This is a genomic window from Streptomyces sp. 3214.6, from assembly GCF_900129855.1.
In the GTDB taxonomy this organism is placed as follows: Bacteria; Actinomycetota; Actinomycetes; order Streptomycetales; family Streptomycetaceae; genus Streptomyces; species Streptomyces soliscabiei.
Genome location: NZ_LT670819.1, coordinates 8,327,953 through 8,344,322, shown reverse-complemented (window position 1 = coordinate 8,344,322; position 16,370 = coordinate 8,327,953). Strand labels below are relative to the sequence as shown.

The window sequence follows — 16,370 nt, the reverse complement described above, 5'->3', positions numbered from 1 at the left end:
CCGCCCGCCCCGAACGGAGATCTCCCATGCCCTTCAGCTCTGCCGACCGCACCACGGCCGAGGACGCCCCTCGCGACCACCCGGACGCGCCACCCGAGATCGAGGCGCGGGTGCCGCTGCTCGAACCACCCGGCTGGGCCATGGCCCAGCGGTCCCTGTTCGACCTCCTCGACCACGCCTGGCGGCGCTTCGCCCGCGACTTCACCGGCCCGGACGGACGACTGAACTACTCCGGCCCGCTGACCACCCGCGACGGTGTGGACGACTTCTACGAGGTGTTCTTCAACTGGCCCCAGCTGTACCTCCTCGGGGGCGCCGACGATCTCCTGCCCGCGAGTGAGAAGCACTGGGAGGGCGTGACCCGGCAGCTCACCGAACTGGGCATGCTGCGCGACGAGTTCGAGCGCGGCTACGACTGGTTCCACCAGGGCGAGAGCCTGCTGCTGCTCTACTTCCTGTGCATGGCCGCCCCCGACCGCTGGCGTGAGCGCGCCCTGCGCTTCGCCGAGCTGTACGTCGACCCTGCCAAGGGCAACTACGACCCCGAGCACCGCGTCATCACCCGCCCGCACAACGGCAGCGACCCCGACCGCACGGGCCTGTTCGACGGCGACGTCTACCCCTGGCTGCTCAAGGAGGCGCAGACGTACGGCTTCCCGCTCGACTGGATCCCGGAGGCGGACGGCGGCCCCTTCCCGCTCTCGGCGGACCCGCGTCTCGGCGCGCAGATGCGGGACCGGATGGGCGTCGGCGACACCGCGGTCAACCTCGCCGCGGCCGGGCTGGTCCTCAACGCCTGGATCCTGTCCGGTGAGGAGCGCTACCGCGACTGGATCGTCGACTACGTGGGCGCGTGGCTGGAGCGCACCGAGGCGAACGGCGGTCTCGTCCCGGACAACGCCGGCCCGGACGGTGTCGTCGGCAGCCTGTTGGAGGGCCGCTGGTACGGCGGCCACTACGGCTGGTCCTGGCCGCACGGCTGGCACAGCGTGGGCCACGCGGCCTGTGTGGCGGCGCTGGCGGCGGCCACGGTCACCGGCGACGACGACTGTCTCTCCATGGTCGCGACCTCCCTGGACGCCCTCATCGGCCGCGGCAGGGTGATGCCCCACACGGAGGCGGACTCCAGCCTTCCCTCCAAGTGGGCGGTCGAACTCGGCCCCGACATCCACACGCCCACGCTCCACGTTCCGTTCCGCCGCAACGACGCCGGCTGGTTCGACCACAACCCGGTCACCGCGCCCGTACCGGTGGCCCTGTGGCATCACACGGCCGCAGGCGCCGACCGCGCCCGGCTGGAGGGGCTGCGTGAGGCCGACGGCATCGACTGGCGTACCGTGCGGCCGTTCCGGTCCAAGGAGGAGTCCGGCCACGAGAAGGCCTGGTTCGCCTTCCTCGCCGGCGACGACCCCGGCTACCCCGAACGGATCCTCGCCACCGCCCAGGCCCAGGTCCGCCACCGCCTGCGGCGCATCGACCGCTACCGCGACCTGGACGTGCCCGAGGCCGACATCCACGTGTGGCAGCAGTCCAACCCCGTGGTCACCGAGGCCCTCGTCCAGCTGACCTGGGGCGGCCCCCAGGTCCTGTACAACGGCGGCCTGCAGCAGGCCCGGCTGCGCTACCACGACGCCGAGGCCCGCCGTGCCGGCCTGCCGCCGGACGTGGCCGCTCTGGTCACCTGCATCGACCCCGAGGCGACCACCGTCGAGCTGGTGAACCTCTCCCCCGAGGCCGAGCGCACGCTGATCGTCCAGGCGGGCGCCTTCGCCGAGCACACCATCGCCGCCGTCCGGTACACGACCTGCGCGGACGACGGCTGGATCGGGGACATGTACGACTACGGCCACACCGAGCCCGTCGTCACCGAGTCGGAGCAGGTCTGCGACAGCACCTTCCTGACGGTCCGGCTGCCCGCCTCCACCCGTATCCGGCTCACCCTGCGTCTCCGGCTGCGCGCCGGCACCCCCAGCTACCGCACGCCGTTCGACACCCCGGCCGGCCCGCCCTCGCCGGGCACGGAGGGAGAAGCCGCGTGAAGCGCGTCGCCCAGACCATCAGGCTCCGACCCGAGCGCCGCGAGGAGTACCTCGAACTCCACTCGGCCGTCTGGCCCGGCGTCGAAGCCGCCCTGCACCGGTCGAACATCCGCACCTTCAGCATCTTCCTCCACGGTGACGTCCTGTTCGCCTACTTCGAGTACCACGGCGACGACTTCGAGGCCGACATGGCCGCCCTCGAAGCCGACCCCGAGACCCAGCAGTGGTGGAAGCTCACCGACCCCTGCCAGGAGCCCTGGCCCGACCGGGGCGACTCCCGCCAGTGGACGGAGCTCCCCGAGATCTGGCATCTGAACCCGCTCATGGACCGACCCGGCTTGGACCGTCAGTGACCCCCACCACCGCCCCGCTCATCGACGCCCACCACCACCTGTGGGACCTCGCCCAGCGTCCGCAGCCCTGGCTCGACGACCCCGCCCTGGCAACGATCCGTCGCACCTTCACGCCCGACGACCTGCGTACCGCTGCCACCCAGCCCGTCGCGGGCCGCCGGCTGCACAGCACGGTGGCCGTACAGTGCGTGCCGGACGTGCCCGAGACGAAGGACCTGCTCGCGCTCGCGGAGCGGGAGCCGCTGATCGGGGCCGTGGTGGGCTGGGCGGACCTGACGTCCCCGGGGATCGGCGAGCTGCTCGACGGGTTGCTCGCCGGGCCGGGCGGTACGTATCTGCGGTCCCTGCGTCATCTCGTGCAGGGCGAGCCGGATCCGGAATGGCTGCAACGCCCCGATGTCGAACGCGGGTTGGCGGCGGTCCGGGACCGCCGGCTCTGCTACGACGTGCTTGTCCGCAGCCACCAGCTCGACCAGGCGATCCGGCTGGCCGAGCGCATCCCGGACCTGCCCCAGGTGCTCGACCACGCCGGCAAGCCGTCGATCGCTGACGGTGAACTGGCCGACTGGGAAAGCCAGTTGCGCCTGCTGGCCGCACATTCGCAGGTGGTCTGCAAGGTGTCGGGGCTGATCACCGAGGCGGACCACGAGAAGTGGACCGTCGACGACGTCCGCGCGGTGTGGGACGTCCTGCTCTCCGCCTTCGGCCCCGACCGGCTGATGTTCGGCTCCGACTGGCCGGTCGCGAATCTCGCGGGCGGCTGGAACCGCTGGGCCGCCGCCGTGGACGAACTGCTCGACGGCTGTTCCGACACCGAGATCCACGCGGTGCTCGCCGGCACCGCGACCGCCTTCTACCGTCTCCCCTCCGGGTCGGACGCCCGGCGCGGCGACGGTGCGTGAGGCAATGCGAACGAAGCGGGCACGGCCTCCCCGCGGGGCTGCCGTGCTCGCTGCTGGAGGCCCTCGGAGAGGCCGCTCGCTCGTCAGTTCCAGGGAGATGCGGTGAGCCAACTGGTGTCCTGAGCCCACGACTTCGTGGCATCCCAGGTGTTGGGGCCGCCGTTGCCGGCTATGTAGCCGGTGAAGCGGTAGTGGCGGATGTACTTGTCCGGGTAGTTGAATACCTGGTTGGGGTTCCAGGTCTTGCTGCCGCCGGAGAACAGGCCGTTCTCCAGGTCCGCCTGCACCCACGGTCCGGTTCCGCCGCAGCCGCCGAACCAGCATTCCGTGCCGAAGTTGATCGCATCCATGGCGCCGTTGCCGTCGGCCCTGTGGTCGATCTCCGTGTTGCCGTAGTCGAAGCAGCAGCCGTTGTTGACGTGGGTGCCGCTGGTGACCATGTACTCGCCTTCGGGTGAGCCGCCGGTCGGCACGCCCCCGGCGGAGTTGTAGGCGAAGTAGCTGCGCCGCGGCGCACGGCGTGCCGCCCGCCGCGTAGATGTCACAGGGCCCCTGCGCGGCGGCCCGCGAGGCGCCACTGAAGGCGACAAGGCCGGCGAAGGCGAGCGCCACCGCGGTCAAGCAGACAACCACCCCCCGGCGCAGTTTTCGGAAGATGAGCAGCGCAGGCATCATGTACTCCCTTGTTCATCGCTACGGGGACAGCAAGCCGCGCCCCCAACCGGGTTTGCCGTGGCTGTGGGGGCGGGCTGCTGGGGGGCGGAGGGCGGGCGGACGCGTTCGGACGAGCGAATCCGCCGGACGAGCGAATCTGCCGATGCGTCGGTCATCCCGTCACTGGATCGTCCATGCCTGGTTCGCCTGGTTCAGCGGCATCCACTGACTGATGGCGGCTCCGTTGGCCGTCGATCCGCCACCGACCTCCAGGATCTGCCTGCTCTCGAAGTTGCGGATGACGTAGCCACCGCTGGTCGGCTCGAAGTACCACAGCTGGTTGGTGCTGCCGTTGTAGGTGTACTGCTGCAGCGCGGTCCCCCTCCAGTGACTGGAGGCGTTGATGTCGAGGACCTTGCCGCTGTTCCTGTTCACGATCTTGTAGAGCTGCCCACTGACCGGAACGATGTTCCACTGCTGGTTGGCACCACCGTTGCTCGGCCACTGGATGACGCTTGCCCCGTCCGCGGTGGAGTTCTGGTACACATCCATCAGTTGGCCGCTGTTGACGTTCTTGAACGTGTAGTACGTCGACGCGTTGACGTTCGGCGTACCGGTCGCGTCCTCCAGCGCCCCGCCGGCCTGCTGCACACTGAAGTCCGCGATGAAGAAGTACGCGCCGTCGGTCTTGGCGACCCGCACGTAGCGGAACTTCTGACGGACGTCGATGTCGCCCGTCAGCGTCGACGCGAGCGGCAGGGCGGTGGCGCCCTGGCGCCCCAGCACGGTGTAGGTGGCGAACGACGGGTCGTTGGAGCCACGGATCTCGAACTGGCCGCGTGTCTCCGGCTGATCGATGTCCTGGTGCATCGTCAGAGAGAACTGTCCGAGCTGGTAGGCCTGCCCCAGGTCGACCTGCCACCACGCCGAGGTGTCGCTCCCGGTCGGCGACCATCCGGTGGCACCGTCGTTGTCGTCGGCCTTGGTCGGCCCCCAGGCGGAGCCGTTCACCGAGGAGGCGGACGCCGGCTTGTTGTAGGCGAGGTTGAGCTTCGCCGCCAGCCCGCGGTAGGCGGCCTCGAGACCGGATGCCTTGATCACCGCGTCGCCGGACGTCGTGTTGTTGGTGAGCGTGACGTTGGAGCCGTTGCGGTTCTGGTTGATGAATCCGTCGGTGTGCGACAGCACGTTGTTCGAGAGGGTCATGTTGTTCGACCCCTCGTCCAGGTACATGCCGGACACGGCCGAGCCGCAGGCGGACGGCATGCGTATCACGTCGTGGATGTAGTTGCCGTTGAAGACGGTGCCCGGGTCGTTCGAGAGGTGGTAGATACCGGCGGAGTCGCACAGCCGGTTCATCACGTTGCCGATCCGGTTGTAGCTGACGCTGTTGTTTCCCTCGGCGTTGGCCGCCGACTGCCAGCCCCAGCCGAGCGAGATGCCGGCCCACGGAGTGTCGGAGATGTCGTTGTGGTCGATGGCGGTGCTGTTGACGAAGCCCGCGTTGATGCCCGCGGTGCCCAGGTAGTCCTCACCGATCCGGCTGATGAGGTTGTCCTTGACGGTGACGTTCTTGACCACCTCCCGGGCGTCCTCACCGGCCGGTGAGGTGGGCGGGTTGTAGACGGTGTGGAACTCCACGGTCGGGTCGGAGAACTTGCCGACCATGATTCCGTTGCCGGCGATGTCGTGGATGAGGTTGCCGGTCACGGTGCTGTCGTGCACGCCGTGGTGCAGGTCGAGGGCGGTGGCGCCCAGCTGTGTGAAGGTGTTGCCGGTGAAGGAGAGGCGGTCGGCGTTCGCGGCCTGGACCCCGGCCGGTGGACGACCGACGTACTGGTTGTTGGAGCTGTCGGCCGAGATGTTGTAGTTGCCGCCCTGGCCGTTGAGGTAGCCGTTGTCCGTCGCTTCCATCCAGGTGGTCCCAGTGAAGGTGAGCCCGGAGAAGCGCAGGTCGTGGGCGGGGCTGTCGAGGTTCGTGCCCTTGATGTCGAAAAGCGTTCTGAGCGTCGGCGCCTGCACGGTGGCCGTGGACATGTCCTCGCCGGGGCGGGGCTTGTAGTAGACGGTCTGCGCGGCCGTGTCGACGTAGAACTCGCCCGGTTCGTTGAGGAACTCGTGGGCGTTCTCGAAGTGCAGGGGAGAGCCGTTGGCGAGCACCGGAAAGGGGCGCGGGAACAGGATGCCCGCCTCGTGGTCCTGGATCGACACGTTGGCGGTGCCGTTGCTGGAGCTGGTCGACTTCAGCCGCAGGTAGCTCTCGCCCCACTGCGTTTCCAGCATCATCTCGACCTGACCCAGGTGGGCCCAGTCGGAGACCTGCGAACTGAGCACCTTCAGCAGCTTGTTGGTCTTGTCACTGCCCTGCAGTTGGAAGTCCGAACCGAGGTCGGGGAAGCGGGCCCGGGTGGCGCGGACCCCGTTGACGTACAACTGCCGGAAGTCGAGGGTGCCGACAGGCGCCTTGTACTCTCCGCCCGCAGCCGCGGTCCAGCCGGTGATCGCCTTGCCGCTGGTGATCACCGGCGTCTCACCGTTGTACGCCTGGTAGACGACCGTGTGGCCGTTCGTGCCCGAGTCGCTGGTGCCGAAGGTGATCGGGGTGGTGAGGGGGTAGGCGCGTCCACGCAGGTTCACGACGATGTCGTCGGACATGTTCGCGTTGACGGCCCGGACCGCTGCCTGGGCGGCCTGGACGGTCTTGAACGCTGCGGCAGTGCTGGTTCCCGGGTTGCCGTCACTGCCGTTGACAGGGTCGACGTAGAAGTTCGTCGTGGCCGCGTAGGCGGGTTGAGCGGGCAGCACGGCCGCGAAGACGACAGCCGCCGCTGCGAGCGACTTGACCGTCCCCGCGCCGATGCGTAGGGGTCTCATCTGTGGTGTCCCTCCTCCAGGCCCCCGCTTCCTATGAGTTGCATTTATCGAGGCATGGAGGGACCCCAGTCAAGACGATAGGCATACTTATTTGTGGTGGCGCACACACCGATGACATGCGGGCACATCAGGACCGGCACCGCACACACCACCTACGGCGAGGAATCTCCCCAGGCAGGAGCGCAGTTCGCCGTGGTGATCAGCACCCTTGCCCCTTGCCGCCACCCGCCCAACCCCCTGCGCGACGGAAACACCCTCTCAAAATGAGTAATACTCATTTCAGGCGATCTGATGGCGGCATGCAGCCCACCACCGCGGTGCGGCGCGCCGCTGTTGCCCGAGCGTGATCGAACGACGTCGAACGCCATCGCCGGACATGGGATGTTCACGTACCTCCGCCGGAGCCGCACAGAACGGCGAACCGACCATTGGACCAGGGGTGATGGGACGAACCGACACAGAACCCGCCCCCGTGTCACCCTCTCCGAATTTCTTGCATTCATGGGATGCCCTCGACGGGGATCAGCGTGGTATCTCTACGAGTGCGCTGGGGCCGCCTCGGGCCGACCCGCTCGGTACTGGAGGTTCGAGGCAGACGGGACGCCGGACAGATTCGGTGTCGTCAACGCTCACAGCGCGACACGCCTGCCGACCACGCCGTTCTGCCCGTACGTCAGGCGGCCCCGACGAGACGGCGCGACGGCCGAGTTGCCGACACGAACGGCGATCAGCCGCGTTGATGCAGCACTCACTCGCAGAAGAGGACACCTGCATGAGAAAGCCTTGGATCCTGCCTCTCATCACGCTGGTCACTGCCGCGCTCGGGATGACGGCGGCAGCTGCGACCCCTGCCTCCGCCGCCTCCAACACGCCCTTGCGGGTGATGCCGTTGGGCGACTCCATCACCTGGGGCGTGGGCAGCAGCACAGGCAACGGCTACCGCGCACCGTTGTGGGACAAGCTTGCGGCGGACGGCCATCCGCTGGACTTCGTGGGCACGTTGCGGGGCGGTTCGATGTCCGACCCCGACAACGAAGGCCACTCCGGATACCGCATCGACCAGATCGCCGCACTCGCCGACGCCTCGCTGACCCGCTACCGGCCCAACGTCGTGACGCTGGAGATCGGCACCAACGACCTCAACGGGAACTACCAGGTCCCCACCGCCACCGCCCGGCTGAAATCGCTGGTCAACCAGATCACCGCCGCCGCCCCCGACGCAACCGTCCTCGTGGCCTCCCTGATCGTGTCCACCAGCGGCTCGGAGGAACCGCACCGTCCCGCGTACAACCAGGCCATCCCCCAGATCGTGAGCGACGCGCAGGCCGCGGGCAAGCGCGTCGCGTACGTGGACATGAGCAGCCTGACCACGGCCGACCTGGCCGACGCCCTGCATCCCAACGACGCGGGATACCAGAAGATGGCCGACGCCTTCCACCGCGGCATCCGGGCCGCCGACAGCGCCGGGTGGTTGAGAAACCCCGCACCCGCCGCCGCACGCGTGTCCTCCGGCATCGCCGGCAAGTGCCTGGATGTCAGCGGGGCCAACACCGCCGACGGGACCGCCGTCCAGACCTGGGGCTGCGGCGGCAGCGCCAACCAGCTCTGGTCCGCCTACACCGACGGAACCATGCGCTCCATGGGCAAATGCCTCGACGCCGCCGGTGGGAGCACCGCCAACGGCACCAAGGTGCAGATCTGGGCCTGCCACGGCGGCGCCAACCAGGTCTGGCAGCCCTACAACGGCGGCTACCGCAACCCCGCCTCCGGCCGCTGCCTCGACGTTCCGGGCTCCTCCACAGCCGACGGCACACAGCTCCATCTGTGGGACTGCAACGGCGGTTCCAACCAGAAGTGGACCACTCTCACCGCCGGATGACCCCCGCTCCCCGAACCTGGGCCCTTGGCGACACACCTCACGCGTCCCCGTACGCCTCGCCGCCCAGTTCGAAGGCCGCGGTGCCCGCCGTGGCGTCCGCCAGCCAGGCGCGGAAGGCGTCCACGTCGGCGTCCGGGAGGCCGATCTCGATGGTGACCGCCTCTCCGTAGCGGACGTCCCGTACCGCGCGGCCGGTCGAGTGGAGGTCGTTCTGCACCTTGCCCGCGCGCTGGTGGTCCACGGTCAGGGTGGCCAGGCGGAAGCGGCGGCGGGTGAGAGTGCCGAGGGTGTCGAGAGCCTCGCCGACCGCGCCGCCGTAGGCCCGGATGAGGCCGCCGGCGCCGAGTTTGACGCCGCCGTAGTAGCGGGTGACGACGGCGACGACGTACCGCATGTCGCGGCGCAGCAGCATCTGGAGCATCGGCACGCCGGCGGTGCCGCCGGGTTCGCCGTCGTCGCTCGCCTTCTGGACGGAGGCGTCGGCGCCGATGACGTACGCCCAGCAGTTGTGGGTGGCGTCGGCGTGCTCCCTGCGGACGGCGGCGATGAAGTCCTGGGCCTCCTGTTCGGTGGCCGCCGGGGCGAGGGCGCACAGGAAGCGGGAGCGGTTGACCTCGGTCTCGTGCACGCCCGCGTGGGCCACTGTGCGGTACTCGTCCTGCATCCGGCCAGCCTATGCGCTGCTCGCCGACGCCTGATCGCTGAGTCGCCGTCGGCACAGGTGCGGGCGACGATGTGCGGGGTAACCAACGGTGGTGACCATGCGCCATGCACGACGCACCGTGCATGCGGCTGCGCCATGGCCCCGACCTACCGCAGGGAGCACACAGCATGACCGGCACCGGGGTGAAGGAGACCAGCGCGGGCTCGCCGCACTCCCGGTGGCGTACCTGGCTCCTGGAAGGGCTGAGCGAGCAGACCGCCCGCCATCCGGGGCCGCATGCCACCCCGCGCGCGGAGCAGGAGGGCCACCGGTGGTGGCGCGTGATGTGCCTGACCGGTGTCGACTACTTCTCCACGCTCGGCTACCAGCCGGGCATCGCCGCCCTCGCGGCCGGTCTGCTGTCCCCGCTCGCCACGCTCGTGCTGATCGCGCTGACGCTGCTCGGCGCACTGCCGGTGTACCGCCGGGTGGCGCACGAGAGCCCGCACGGCGAGGGCTCGATCGCGATGCTGGAACGGCTGCTGCCATGGTGGACGGGGAAGATCTTCGTGCTGGTGCTGCTGGGGTTCGCGGCCACCGACTTCATGATCACGATCACCCTGTCGGCCGCGGACGCCGCAGCGCACGTCGTGGAGAACCCGTTCGCCCCGCACTGGATGGCCGACGGCAACGAGTGGATCACGCTGGTGCTGGTCGGCGCGCTCGGCGCGGTGTTCCTCAAGGGCTTCCGGGAGGCCATCGGCATCGCGGTGGTGCTGGTGGCGACGTACCTCGCGCTCAACCTCGTCGTGCTCGCCGTCTCCGCCCACGAGATCCTCAGCCATCCGGTGCGGATCGACGACTGGACGGACGCGATGACCGCCGAGCACTCCTCGCCGTGGATCATGGTCGGGGTGGCACTGCTGGTCTTCCCGAAGCTGGCGCTCGGCATGTCCGGCTTCGAGACGGGTGTGGCGGTGATGCCGCAGGTCAAGGGAGATCCGACGGATACGTTCGAGGATCCGAGGGGGCGGGTGCGGTACACCCGCAAGCTGCTCACCACGGCCGCGCTGATCATGAGCTGTTTTCTGCTGCTTTCCAGCCTGGCGACGACGATTCTCATCCCGCAGCAGGAGTTCAAGAGCGGCGGCCCGGCGAACGGGCGGGCGCTGGCCTATCTCGCGCACGAGCATCTGGGCAAGGCCTTCGGCACGGTCTACGACGTCTCCACGATCGCGATCCTGTGGTTCGCGGGCGCCTCCGCGCTCGCCGGTCTGCTCAATCTCGTCCCGCGGTATCTGCCCCGCTACGGCATGGCGCCCGAGTGGACGCGCGCGGTGCGGCCGCTGGTGCTGGTGTTCATGGCGGCGGCCGTGCTGATCACCCTGTGGTTCAACGCGAACGTCGACGACCAGAGCGGCGCCTACGCGACGGGTGTGCTGGTGCTGATGCTGTCGGCGGCGTTCGCGTCCACGGTGGCCGTGCACCGGCACGGGCATCGGCTTGCCACGCTGGGCTTCGGGGCGATCACGGCCGTCTTCGCCTACACGCTCGTCGCGAACGTCGTCGAGCGGCCGGACGGCATCAGGATCGCGGCGATCTTCATCTTCGCCATCCTGGTCACGTCGTTCGGTTCACGGGTGCGCCGGGCCTTCGAGCTGCGCGCCGCGGAGGTGACCTTCGACGAGACGGCGGCCCGGTTCGTCGACGGGGCGGCGCGCCGCGGACCCGTACAGCTCATCGCGAACGAGCCGCAGGAGCACACCACGCGCGCGTACCGGGCCAAGGAGTGGGAGCAGCGCGAGCACACGCCGATCCCCGGCGGCGGCCCGGTGCTGTTCGTGGAGGTGTTCGTGCGGGACTCCTCCGACTTCACGGCGGACGTCACCGTGCACGGCGACGAGAAGCACGGGGTGCGCCGGCTGCGCGTCTCGGGCCCGACCGTCCCCAACAGCATCGCCGCCGTCCTGCTGGCGCTGCGCGACCGCACGGGCCAGGTCCCGCACGCCTACTTCAGCTGGACCGAGGGCAACCCGGTGAGCCATCTGATCCGCTTCCTCGTGTTCGGCGACGGCGAGGTCGCCCCGGTCACCCGCGAGGTACTGCGCCGCGCGGAGCCCGATCCCACCCGGCGCCCGCGCGTGCACGTCGGCTAGGGCCTGTCCGGGACCGGTTTCCAGCTCTAGCCGTCGGGCGGGTTTTTTCCCCTGGGGACGGTCATCGAGGTCAGCAGGGCCGTGCCCGGGGTCAGGGCGCGCCAGTCGGGTCCGTGCCAGGCGAGGACGGCGACGGCCGACGTGGGGAACTTCAGCCGCACCTCGTCCAGGGCGTCGTCGAGGCCGTCCCCGGCCAGGTCGAGGACCAGTTCCTGAAGACCGGGGTTGTGTCCGACCAGCAGCAGGGTGCCGACCTCGGCGGGCGTCTCGTGGACGACGTCCAGCAGCTCGGGTACGTCGGCCGCGTAGAGCCGCGGGTCGAAGCGCACCGGGGGCGTCGGGCCGGGCCACTGCGCGGCGGCCAGTTCCCAGGTGCCGCGGGCGCGGACGGCGGTGGAGCACAGGGCGAGGTCGGGCAGGCAGTCGGCCGCGGCGAGCGCGCGGCCCGCGGCCGGTGCGTCCCGGCGGCCGCGCGGGGCCAGCGGCCGCTCGTGGTCGGAGACGCCCTCCGGCCAGGCCGACTTGGCATGCCGCAGCACGACCAGCCGACGCGGCCCCCGGCCGACGGGCCCGGTCACGCCGGGGCCCCCAGGTCGCGGGTGAGTTCGAGGCCGAGGAGACGGTCGGCGTAGGCGTAGGTCTCGAAGCGGGCCCCGTCCGGCAGCTCGGGGCCGGCGTCGGCCACCGAACGCAGCACGCGCAGCACCTCCGGCATGTCCAGGTCGTCCTCCCATGCGGTGCGCAGCCGGCCGCGCACATCCTCGGGAACCGGCCGCGAGGGCCGCCGCGCCCAGCCGGCGACGGCTCTCCTCCACCGTACGAGGGTGTCGTGGGCCTCGCCCAGCACGGCCGCGTCGAGCCGGACGGGCTCGCTGCGGGGCGTGGACAGCAGGGCGAGGCGCAGCACAGCGGGGTCGGGGGCCGATACGGCGTCCGTCTCCGGCTCCCCGGGCCCGGCCGCCCACTCGGCCGGCGCGACGGCGACCCGTACGCCGTCGGGGGCCGGGCCGTCCGCCCCCACGACGTGCAGGATCTGTGCCTCGCCCACTCCGCCGCCGAGTTCGCGGCCGTCCTCGAAGGGGTGCATGCCGAGGGCGGTGGCGCCCGCCCGGAGTTCCGCCTGCTCGCGTTCGCCGGTGAGCAGGGCGAAGACGGGCGTACCGCCCAGTTCCAGCGCGCGAAGGAGCAGATCGGCGACGAGCAGGACGCGGAGCGCCCCGGAGCCGTATCCCGAGGCATGGGCCTCGACACGGGTCAGGCCCCGCCGGACGGGGGCGGCGACGACGGACTCGCCGGTTCGGGCGTCGATGATGCGCAGCACGAGGCCGAGCGTAGGCGGACGGCGCACGGTTCGCAGGCAAGCGCCCGGAATCAGCGTCAGCCGTGCTCCGTTGCAGTGGAGGACAGCTTGTGTCCGACCTGAAGGAGGCCGCTGGTGTACGGCGACGAGGAAACGATCCGGAAGATCCTCACCGGGCTCGGCGACACCTGGGCCGTGGTGGGCCTGTCGTCGAACCGCAGGCGCGCGGCCTACGGGGTCGCCGAGGTGCTCCAGCGGTTCGGCAAGCGGGTCGTCCCCGTCCATCCGAAGGCGGAGACGGTGCACGGGGAGCAGGGGTACGCCTCCCTCGCGGACATCCCCTTCGAGGTGGATGTCGTCGATGTCTTCGTCAACAGCGAGCTCGCGGGCGCCGTCGCCGACGAGGCGGTCGCCAAGGGCGCGAAGGCGGTGTGGTTCCAGCTGGACGTCGTCGACGAAGAGGCCTATGACCGTACGCGCGCCGCCGGACTGGAGATGGTCATGGACCGTTGCCCGGCGATCGAGATTCCCCGGCTGGGCCGCGACTCCTGAAAAGTTGCCCAGGAAATACCCGCACACAGGTCAAAATTGCGCCCGCGGTCTTCAGTACGGCGGTGGTCGATTCCTATTCTGAGCCTCCGATAAATGGCGAACTCACCTTCCAGGTAAGTCATTTATGAGAGGCCGTTGAAAACATGGTAAGCGTCGATCCCATTCCACAGGCCAAGGAGAACCCGGGCGCGGACGGACTGCGCCGGGACGTCGGACTGATCGGGCTGATGTGGGCGTCGGTCGGATCCATCATCGGCTCCGGCTGGCTGTACGGCGCCCAGAAGGCGGTCGTGGTGGCCGGCCCCGCCGCGGTCGTGTCGTGGGTGATCGGGGCCGTGGCGATCGTGCTCCTCGCCCTGGTGCACGCCGAGCTCGGCGGGATGTTCCCGGTCGCGGGCGGTACGGCCCGCTATCCGCACTACGCTTTCGGCGGCCTGGCCGGGATGTCCTTCGGCTGGTTCTCCTGGCTGCAGGCGGCGACCGTGGCGCCGATCGAGGTCGAGGCGATGATCGGATACGCCGGGCACTGGAGCTGGGCGCGGGGTTTCCAGCATTCCGACGGCACCCTCACCACCGACGGGTTCATGGTCGCCGTATTCCTCATGGCCGTGTTCGTCGCCGTGAACTTCTTCGGCGTCCGGGCGCTCGCGCACACCAACAGCGCCGCCACCTGGTGGAAGATCGCGGTGCCGTTGGTCGCGATATTCGTCATCGCGGCCGGCAATTTCCATCCGGGCAACTTCACTTCGGAGGGCTTCGCGCCGTTCGGCGCCAAGGGCGTGCTGAGCGCGATCAGTTCGTCCGGCATCATCTTCGCCCTGCTGGGGTTCGAGCAGGCGATCCAGCTCGCCGGCGAGAGCCGGGACCCGAAGCGGGACCTGCCCAGGGCGACCCTCGGCTCGGTCGCGATCGGCGCCGTCGTCTATGTGCTGCTCCAGGTCGTGTTCATCGCCGCGCTCCCGCACAGCGCCTTCGCCGACGGCTGGGCCAAGCTGAACTACGCGGGCATCAGCGGCCCCTGGGCGGGCCTGGCGACCCTGGTGGGACTGGGCTGGCTGAGCGCCGTGCTGTACCTCGACGCGGTGATCTCCCCCGGCGGCACCGGCCTCATCTACACCACCGCGACCTCCCGGATCTCCTTCGGCCTGGCCCGCAACGGCTACGCGCCGAAGGTGTTCACGCACACCGACAGGCGGGGCGTGCCCTGGTTCGGGCTGATCATGTCGTTCGTGACCGGCGTCGTCTGTTTCCTGCCGTTCCCCAGCTGGCAGGAGCTGGTCGGCTTCATCACCTCGGCGAGCGTGCTGATGTACGCGGGCGCGCCGCTGGCCTACGGGGTGTTCGCCGACCGGCTGCCGCACCACGAGCGTCCGTACCGACTGCCGGGCGGCAGGTGGATCTCCCCGTTGTCGTTCGCGGTGGCCAACCTCATCATCTACTGGGCCGGCTGGGACACGCTGTGGCGGCTCGGCGTCGCCATCGTCATCGGCTATGTGCTGCTCGGCGGCTACGCCTGGTACGCCGTCCGCGCCGGGCTGCCCGACGCGCCCCGGCTGGACTGGAAGGCCGCGCAGTGGCTTCCCGTCTATCTGCTGGGCCTCGGCCTGATCTCCTGGCAGGGCGGTTTCGGCGGCCAGGGGCATCTGGGACTGTGGTGGGACATGCTCGTCGTGACCGGGTTCTCGCTGGCGGTCTACTACTGGGCGAAGGCGTCCGCGTCCCGCCCCGAGGAGATCGAGCGCAGCATCGAGGAGGTCACGGTCGCGGACGCCCCGGCCCACCCATAATGTGCGGGTGACCACCAACTCCCCCTCCTCTCACCACACTCCGGTCGTCGTCGTGGGCGCGGGCCCCGCGGGTCTCACCGTCGGCAACATCCTGCGGGCCGCGTCCGTCGACTGTGTCGTCCTGGAGACGGAGAGCCGTGAGTTCATCGAGCGGCGGCCACGCGCCGGCGTCATCGAGGAGTGGGCGGTGCGCGGTCTGCAACGGCGGGGCCTGGCACACCAGTTGACGGAGCGTGCTCAGCGGCACTCCGCGTGCGAGTTCCGCTTCGGCGGCGAGCGGTACCGCTTCTGCTACACCGAACTGACGGGTCATCACCACTGGGTGTACCCGCAGCCGTTGCTGGTGACGGACCTCGTCCGCGAGTACGTCGAGGTACGCGGCGGCGACGCCCGCTTCTCGGTGCGCGACGTCGAGCTGCACGACCTCGACACGGCCCGGCCGACGGTGTCGTACACCTGCCAAGACACGGGTGAACGGCAGGTGCTGACCTGCGACTTCGTGGTCGGCGCGGACGGGGCGCGCGGGGTCGGCCGGACCGCGCTGACGCCGGAGCGGGCGCGGATCGCGCGGCACGACTACGGCATCGGCTGGCTGGCGCTGCTAGCCGAGGCGCCGCCGTCCGCCGACTGCGTGCTGTTCGGCGTCCATCCGAACGGGTTCGCCGGGCACATGGCCCGCAGCCCCGAGATGACCCGCTACTACCTTCAGTGCCCGCCCGGCGACGACCCGGAGAACTGGTCCGACGACCGGATCTGGTCCGAACTGCACCAGCGCCTCGGTGCGTCCGACGGTCCGCCGCTCACCGAGGGGCCGCTGATCGAGAAGCGGGTGCTGGACATGCACGACTACGTGGTCGAGCCGATGACGTACGGGCGGCTCTTCCTGGCCGGGGACTCGGCCCACCTCGTGGCGCCCATCGCCGCGAAGGGCCTGAACCTCGCCCTGCACGACGCGTTCCTGCTGGGCGACTCGCTGGTCGCCTACCTGGACGGCGGCGACGGGGTCAGCCTGGACAGCTACTCGCAGACATGTCTGCGCCGGGTGTGGGACTACCAGGAGTTCTCGCAGTGGCTGTCCGAGGTCTACCACGGGACCGCGGCCGGCGACCCGTTCCGCGCGGGCACGACGTTCGCCCGGCTGCGCCGGCTGTTCACGTCTCCCACCGCCGCTGCCGCCTTCGCGGAGCAGTACCTCGGGACCGCGGAACACTACTGAGTCGGTCGTGCGGCG

Annotated in this window: 12 protein-coding genes and 1 pseudogene; 8 read left to right on the top strand and 5 right to left on the bottom strand. The window is 69.9% G+C overall.

From position 1 onward, the window contains the following. Positions 1-26: 26 nt before the first annotated feature. Genes B5557_RS37750 through B5557_RS37740 form a run of 3 tightly spaced genes read left to right on the top strand, consistent with a single transcriptional unit; the run spans position 27 to position 3,294 of the window. Entirely contained in the window at positions 27-2,039 is a 2,013-nt protein-coding gene (locus B5557_RS37750) for a hypothetical protein (protein WP_079663698.1), read from the top strand. Then, positions 2,036-2,392, top strand: a complete 357-nt coding sequence (locus B5557_RS37745; protein WP_079663697.1) for an L-rhamnose mutarotase — start codon at positions 2,036-2,038, stop codon at positions 2,390-2,392. The genes B5557_RS37750 and B5557_RS37745 overlap by 4 nt, the downstream gene beginning before the upstream one ends. Continuing rightward, positions 2,389-3,294 carry an amidohydrolase family protein gene (locus B5557_RS37740; protein WP_079663696.1) on the top strand — a complete coding sequence of 302 codons (906 nt, stop codon included), beginning with the start codon at positions 2,389-2,391 and terminating at the stop codon, positions 3,292-3,294. The genes B5557_RS37745 and B5557_RS37740 overlap by 4 nt, the downstream gene beginning before the upstream one ends. Before the next feature lie 83 nt (positions 3,295-3,377). Here B5557_RS37740 and B5557_RS46390 read toward each other — a convergent pair. After that, positions 3,378-3,782: pseudogene (locus B5557_RS46390) on the bottom strand (arabinofuranosidase catalytic domain-containing protein); the annotation flags it as partial. Positions 3,783-4,128: 346 nt separating this feature from the next. Further along, positions 4,129-6,822, bottom strand: coding sequence for an RICIN domain-containing protein (locus B5557_RS37730; protein WP_079663695.1), 2,694 nt, complete (start codon positions 6,820-6,822; stop codon positions 4,129-4,131). A gap of 772 nt (positions 6,823-7,594) precedes the next feature. Between B5557_RS37730 and B5557_RS37725 the strand changes: the two genes are divergently transcribed. Continuing rightward, complete coding sequence (locus B5557_RS37725) at positions 7,595-8,701, top strand: SGNH/GDSL hydrolase family protein (protein WP_079663694.1); 1,107 nt, start codon at positions 7,595-7,597, stop codon at positions 8,699-8,701. 37 nt (positions 8,702-8,738) lie between these two features. Here B5557_RS37725 and B5557_RS37720 read toward each other — a convergent pair whose 3' ends face one another. Beyond that, complete coding sequence (locus B5557_RS37720) at positions 8,739-9,365, bottom strand: YigZ family protein (protein ID WP_079663693.1); 627 nt, start codon at positions 9,363-9,365, stop codon at positions 8,739-8,741. A 167-nt stretch (positions 9,366-9,532) separates the two neighbouring features. Here B5557_RS37720 and B5557_RS37715 point away from each other — a divergent pair, with 167 nt between their 5' ends. Next, positions 9,533-11,500, top strand: a complete 1,968-nt coding sequence (locus tag B5557_RS37715) for an amino acid transporter (protein WP_079663692.1) — start codon at positions 9,533-9,535, stop codon at positions 11,498-11,500. 26 nt (positions 11,501-11,526) lie between these two features. Here the strand turns inward: B5557_RS37715 and B5557_RS37710 are convergent, their stop codons facing one another. Continuing rightward, complete coding sequence (locus tag B5557_RS37710; protein WP_079663691.1) at positions 11,527-12,078, bottom strand: SixA phosphatase family protein; 552 nt, start codon at positions 12,076-12,078, stop codon at positions 11,527-11,529. After that, positions 12,075-12,848 carry a hypothetical protein gene (locus B5557_RS37705; RefSeq protein WP_331716808.1) on the bottom strand — a complete coding sequence of 258 codons (774 nt, stop codon included), beginning with the start codon at positions 12,846-12,848 and terminating at the stop codon, positions 12,075-12,077. Before B5557_RS37705 ends, B5557_RS37710 begins: the two co-directional genes overlap by 4 nt. An 87-nt stretch (positions 12,849-12,935) precedes the next feature. On the opposite strand from B5557_RS37705, the gene B5557_RS37700 reads away from it, so the two are divergent. The 3 genes from B5557_RS37700 (at position 12,936) to B5557_RS37690 (ending at position 16,355) form a co-directional block, all read left to right on the top strand. Beyond that, positions 12,936-13,352 carry a CoA-binding protein gene (locus B5557_RS37700; protein ID WP_079663689.1) on the top strand — a complete coding sequence of 139 codons (417 nt, stop codon included), beginning with the start codon at positions 12,936-12,938 and terminating at the stop codon, positions 13,350-13,352. Positions 13,353-13,495: 143 nt separating this feature from the next. Then, the gene (locus tag B5557_RS37695) at positions 13,496-15,139 is read left to right on the top strand and encodes an APC family permease (protein WP_079663688.1); all 1,644 of its coding nucleotides are present in this window, start codon (positions 13,496-13,498) and stop codon (positions 15,137-15,139) included. A gap of 7 nt (positions 15,140-15,146) precedes the next feature. Continuing rightward, entirely contained in the window at positions 15,147-16,355 is a 1,209-nt protein-coding gene (locus B5557_RS37690; protein WP_079665210.1) for a 4-hydroxybenzoate 3-monooxygenase, read from the top strand. Positions 16,356-16,370 lie beyond the last annotated feature (15 nt).

Bases quoted from the DNA above. Each gene is read 5' to 3' on its own strand.
- B5557_RS37750 (WP_079663698.1), top strand. From the start codon at position 27: ATGCCCTTCAGCTCTGCCGACCGCACCACGGCCGAGGACGCCCCTCGC.
- B5557_RS37730 (WP_079663695.1), bottom strand. From the start codon at position 6,822: ATGAGACCCCTACGCATCGGCGCGGGGACGGTCAAGTCGCTCGCAGCG.
- B5557_RS37725 (WP_079663694.1), top strand. From the start codon at position 7,595: ATGAGAAAGCCTTGGATCCTGCCTCTCATCACGCTGGTCACTGCCGCG.
- B5557_RS37720 (WP_079663693.1), bottom strand. From the start codon at position 9,365: ATGCAGGACGAGTACCGCACAGTGGCCCACGCGGGCGTGCACGAGACC.
- B5557_RS37715 (WP_079663692.1), top strand. From the start codon at position 9,533: ATGACCGGCACCGGGGTGAAGGAGACCAGCGCGGGCTCGCCGCACTCC.
- B5557_RS37695 (WP_079663688.1), top strand. From the start codon at position 13,496: ATGGTAAGCGTCGATCCCATTCCACAGGCCAAGGAGAACCCGGGCGCG.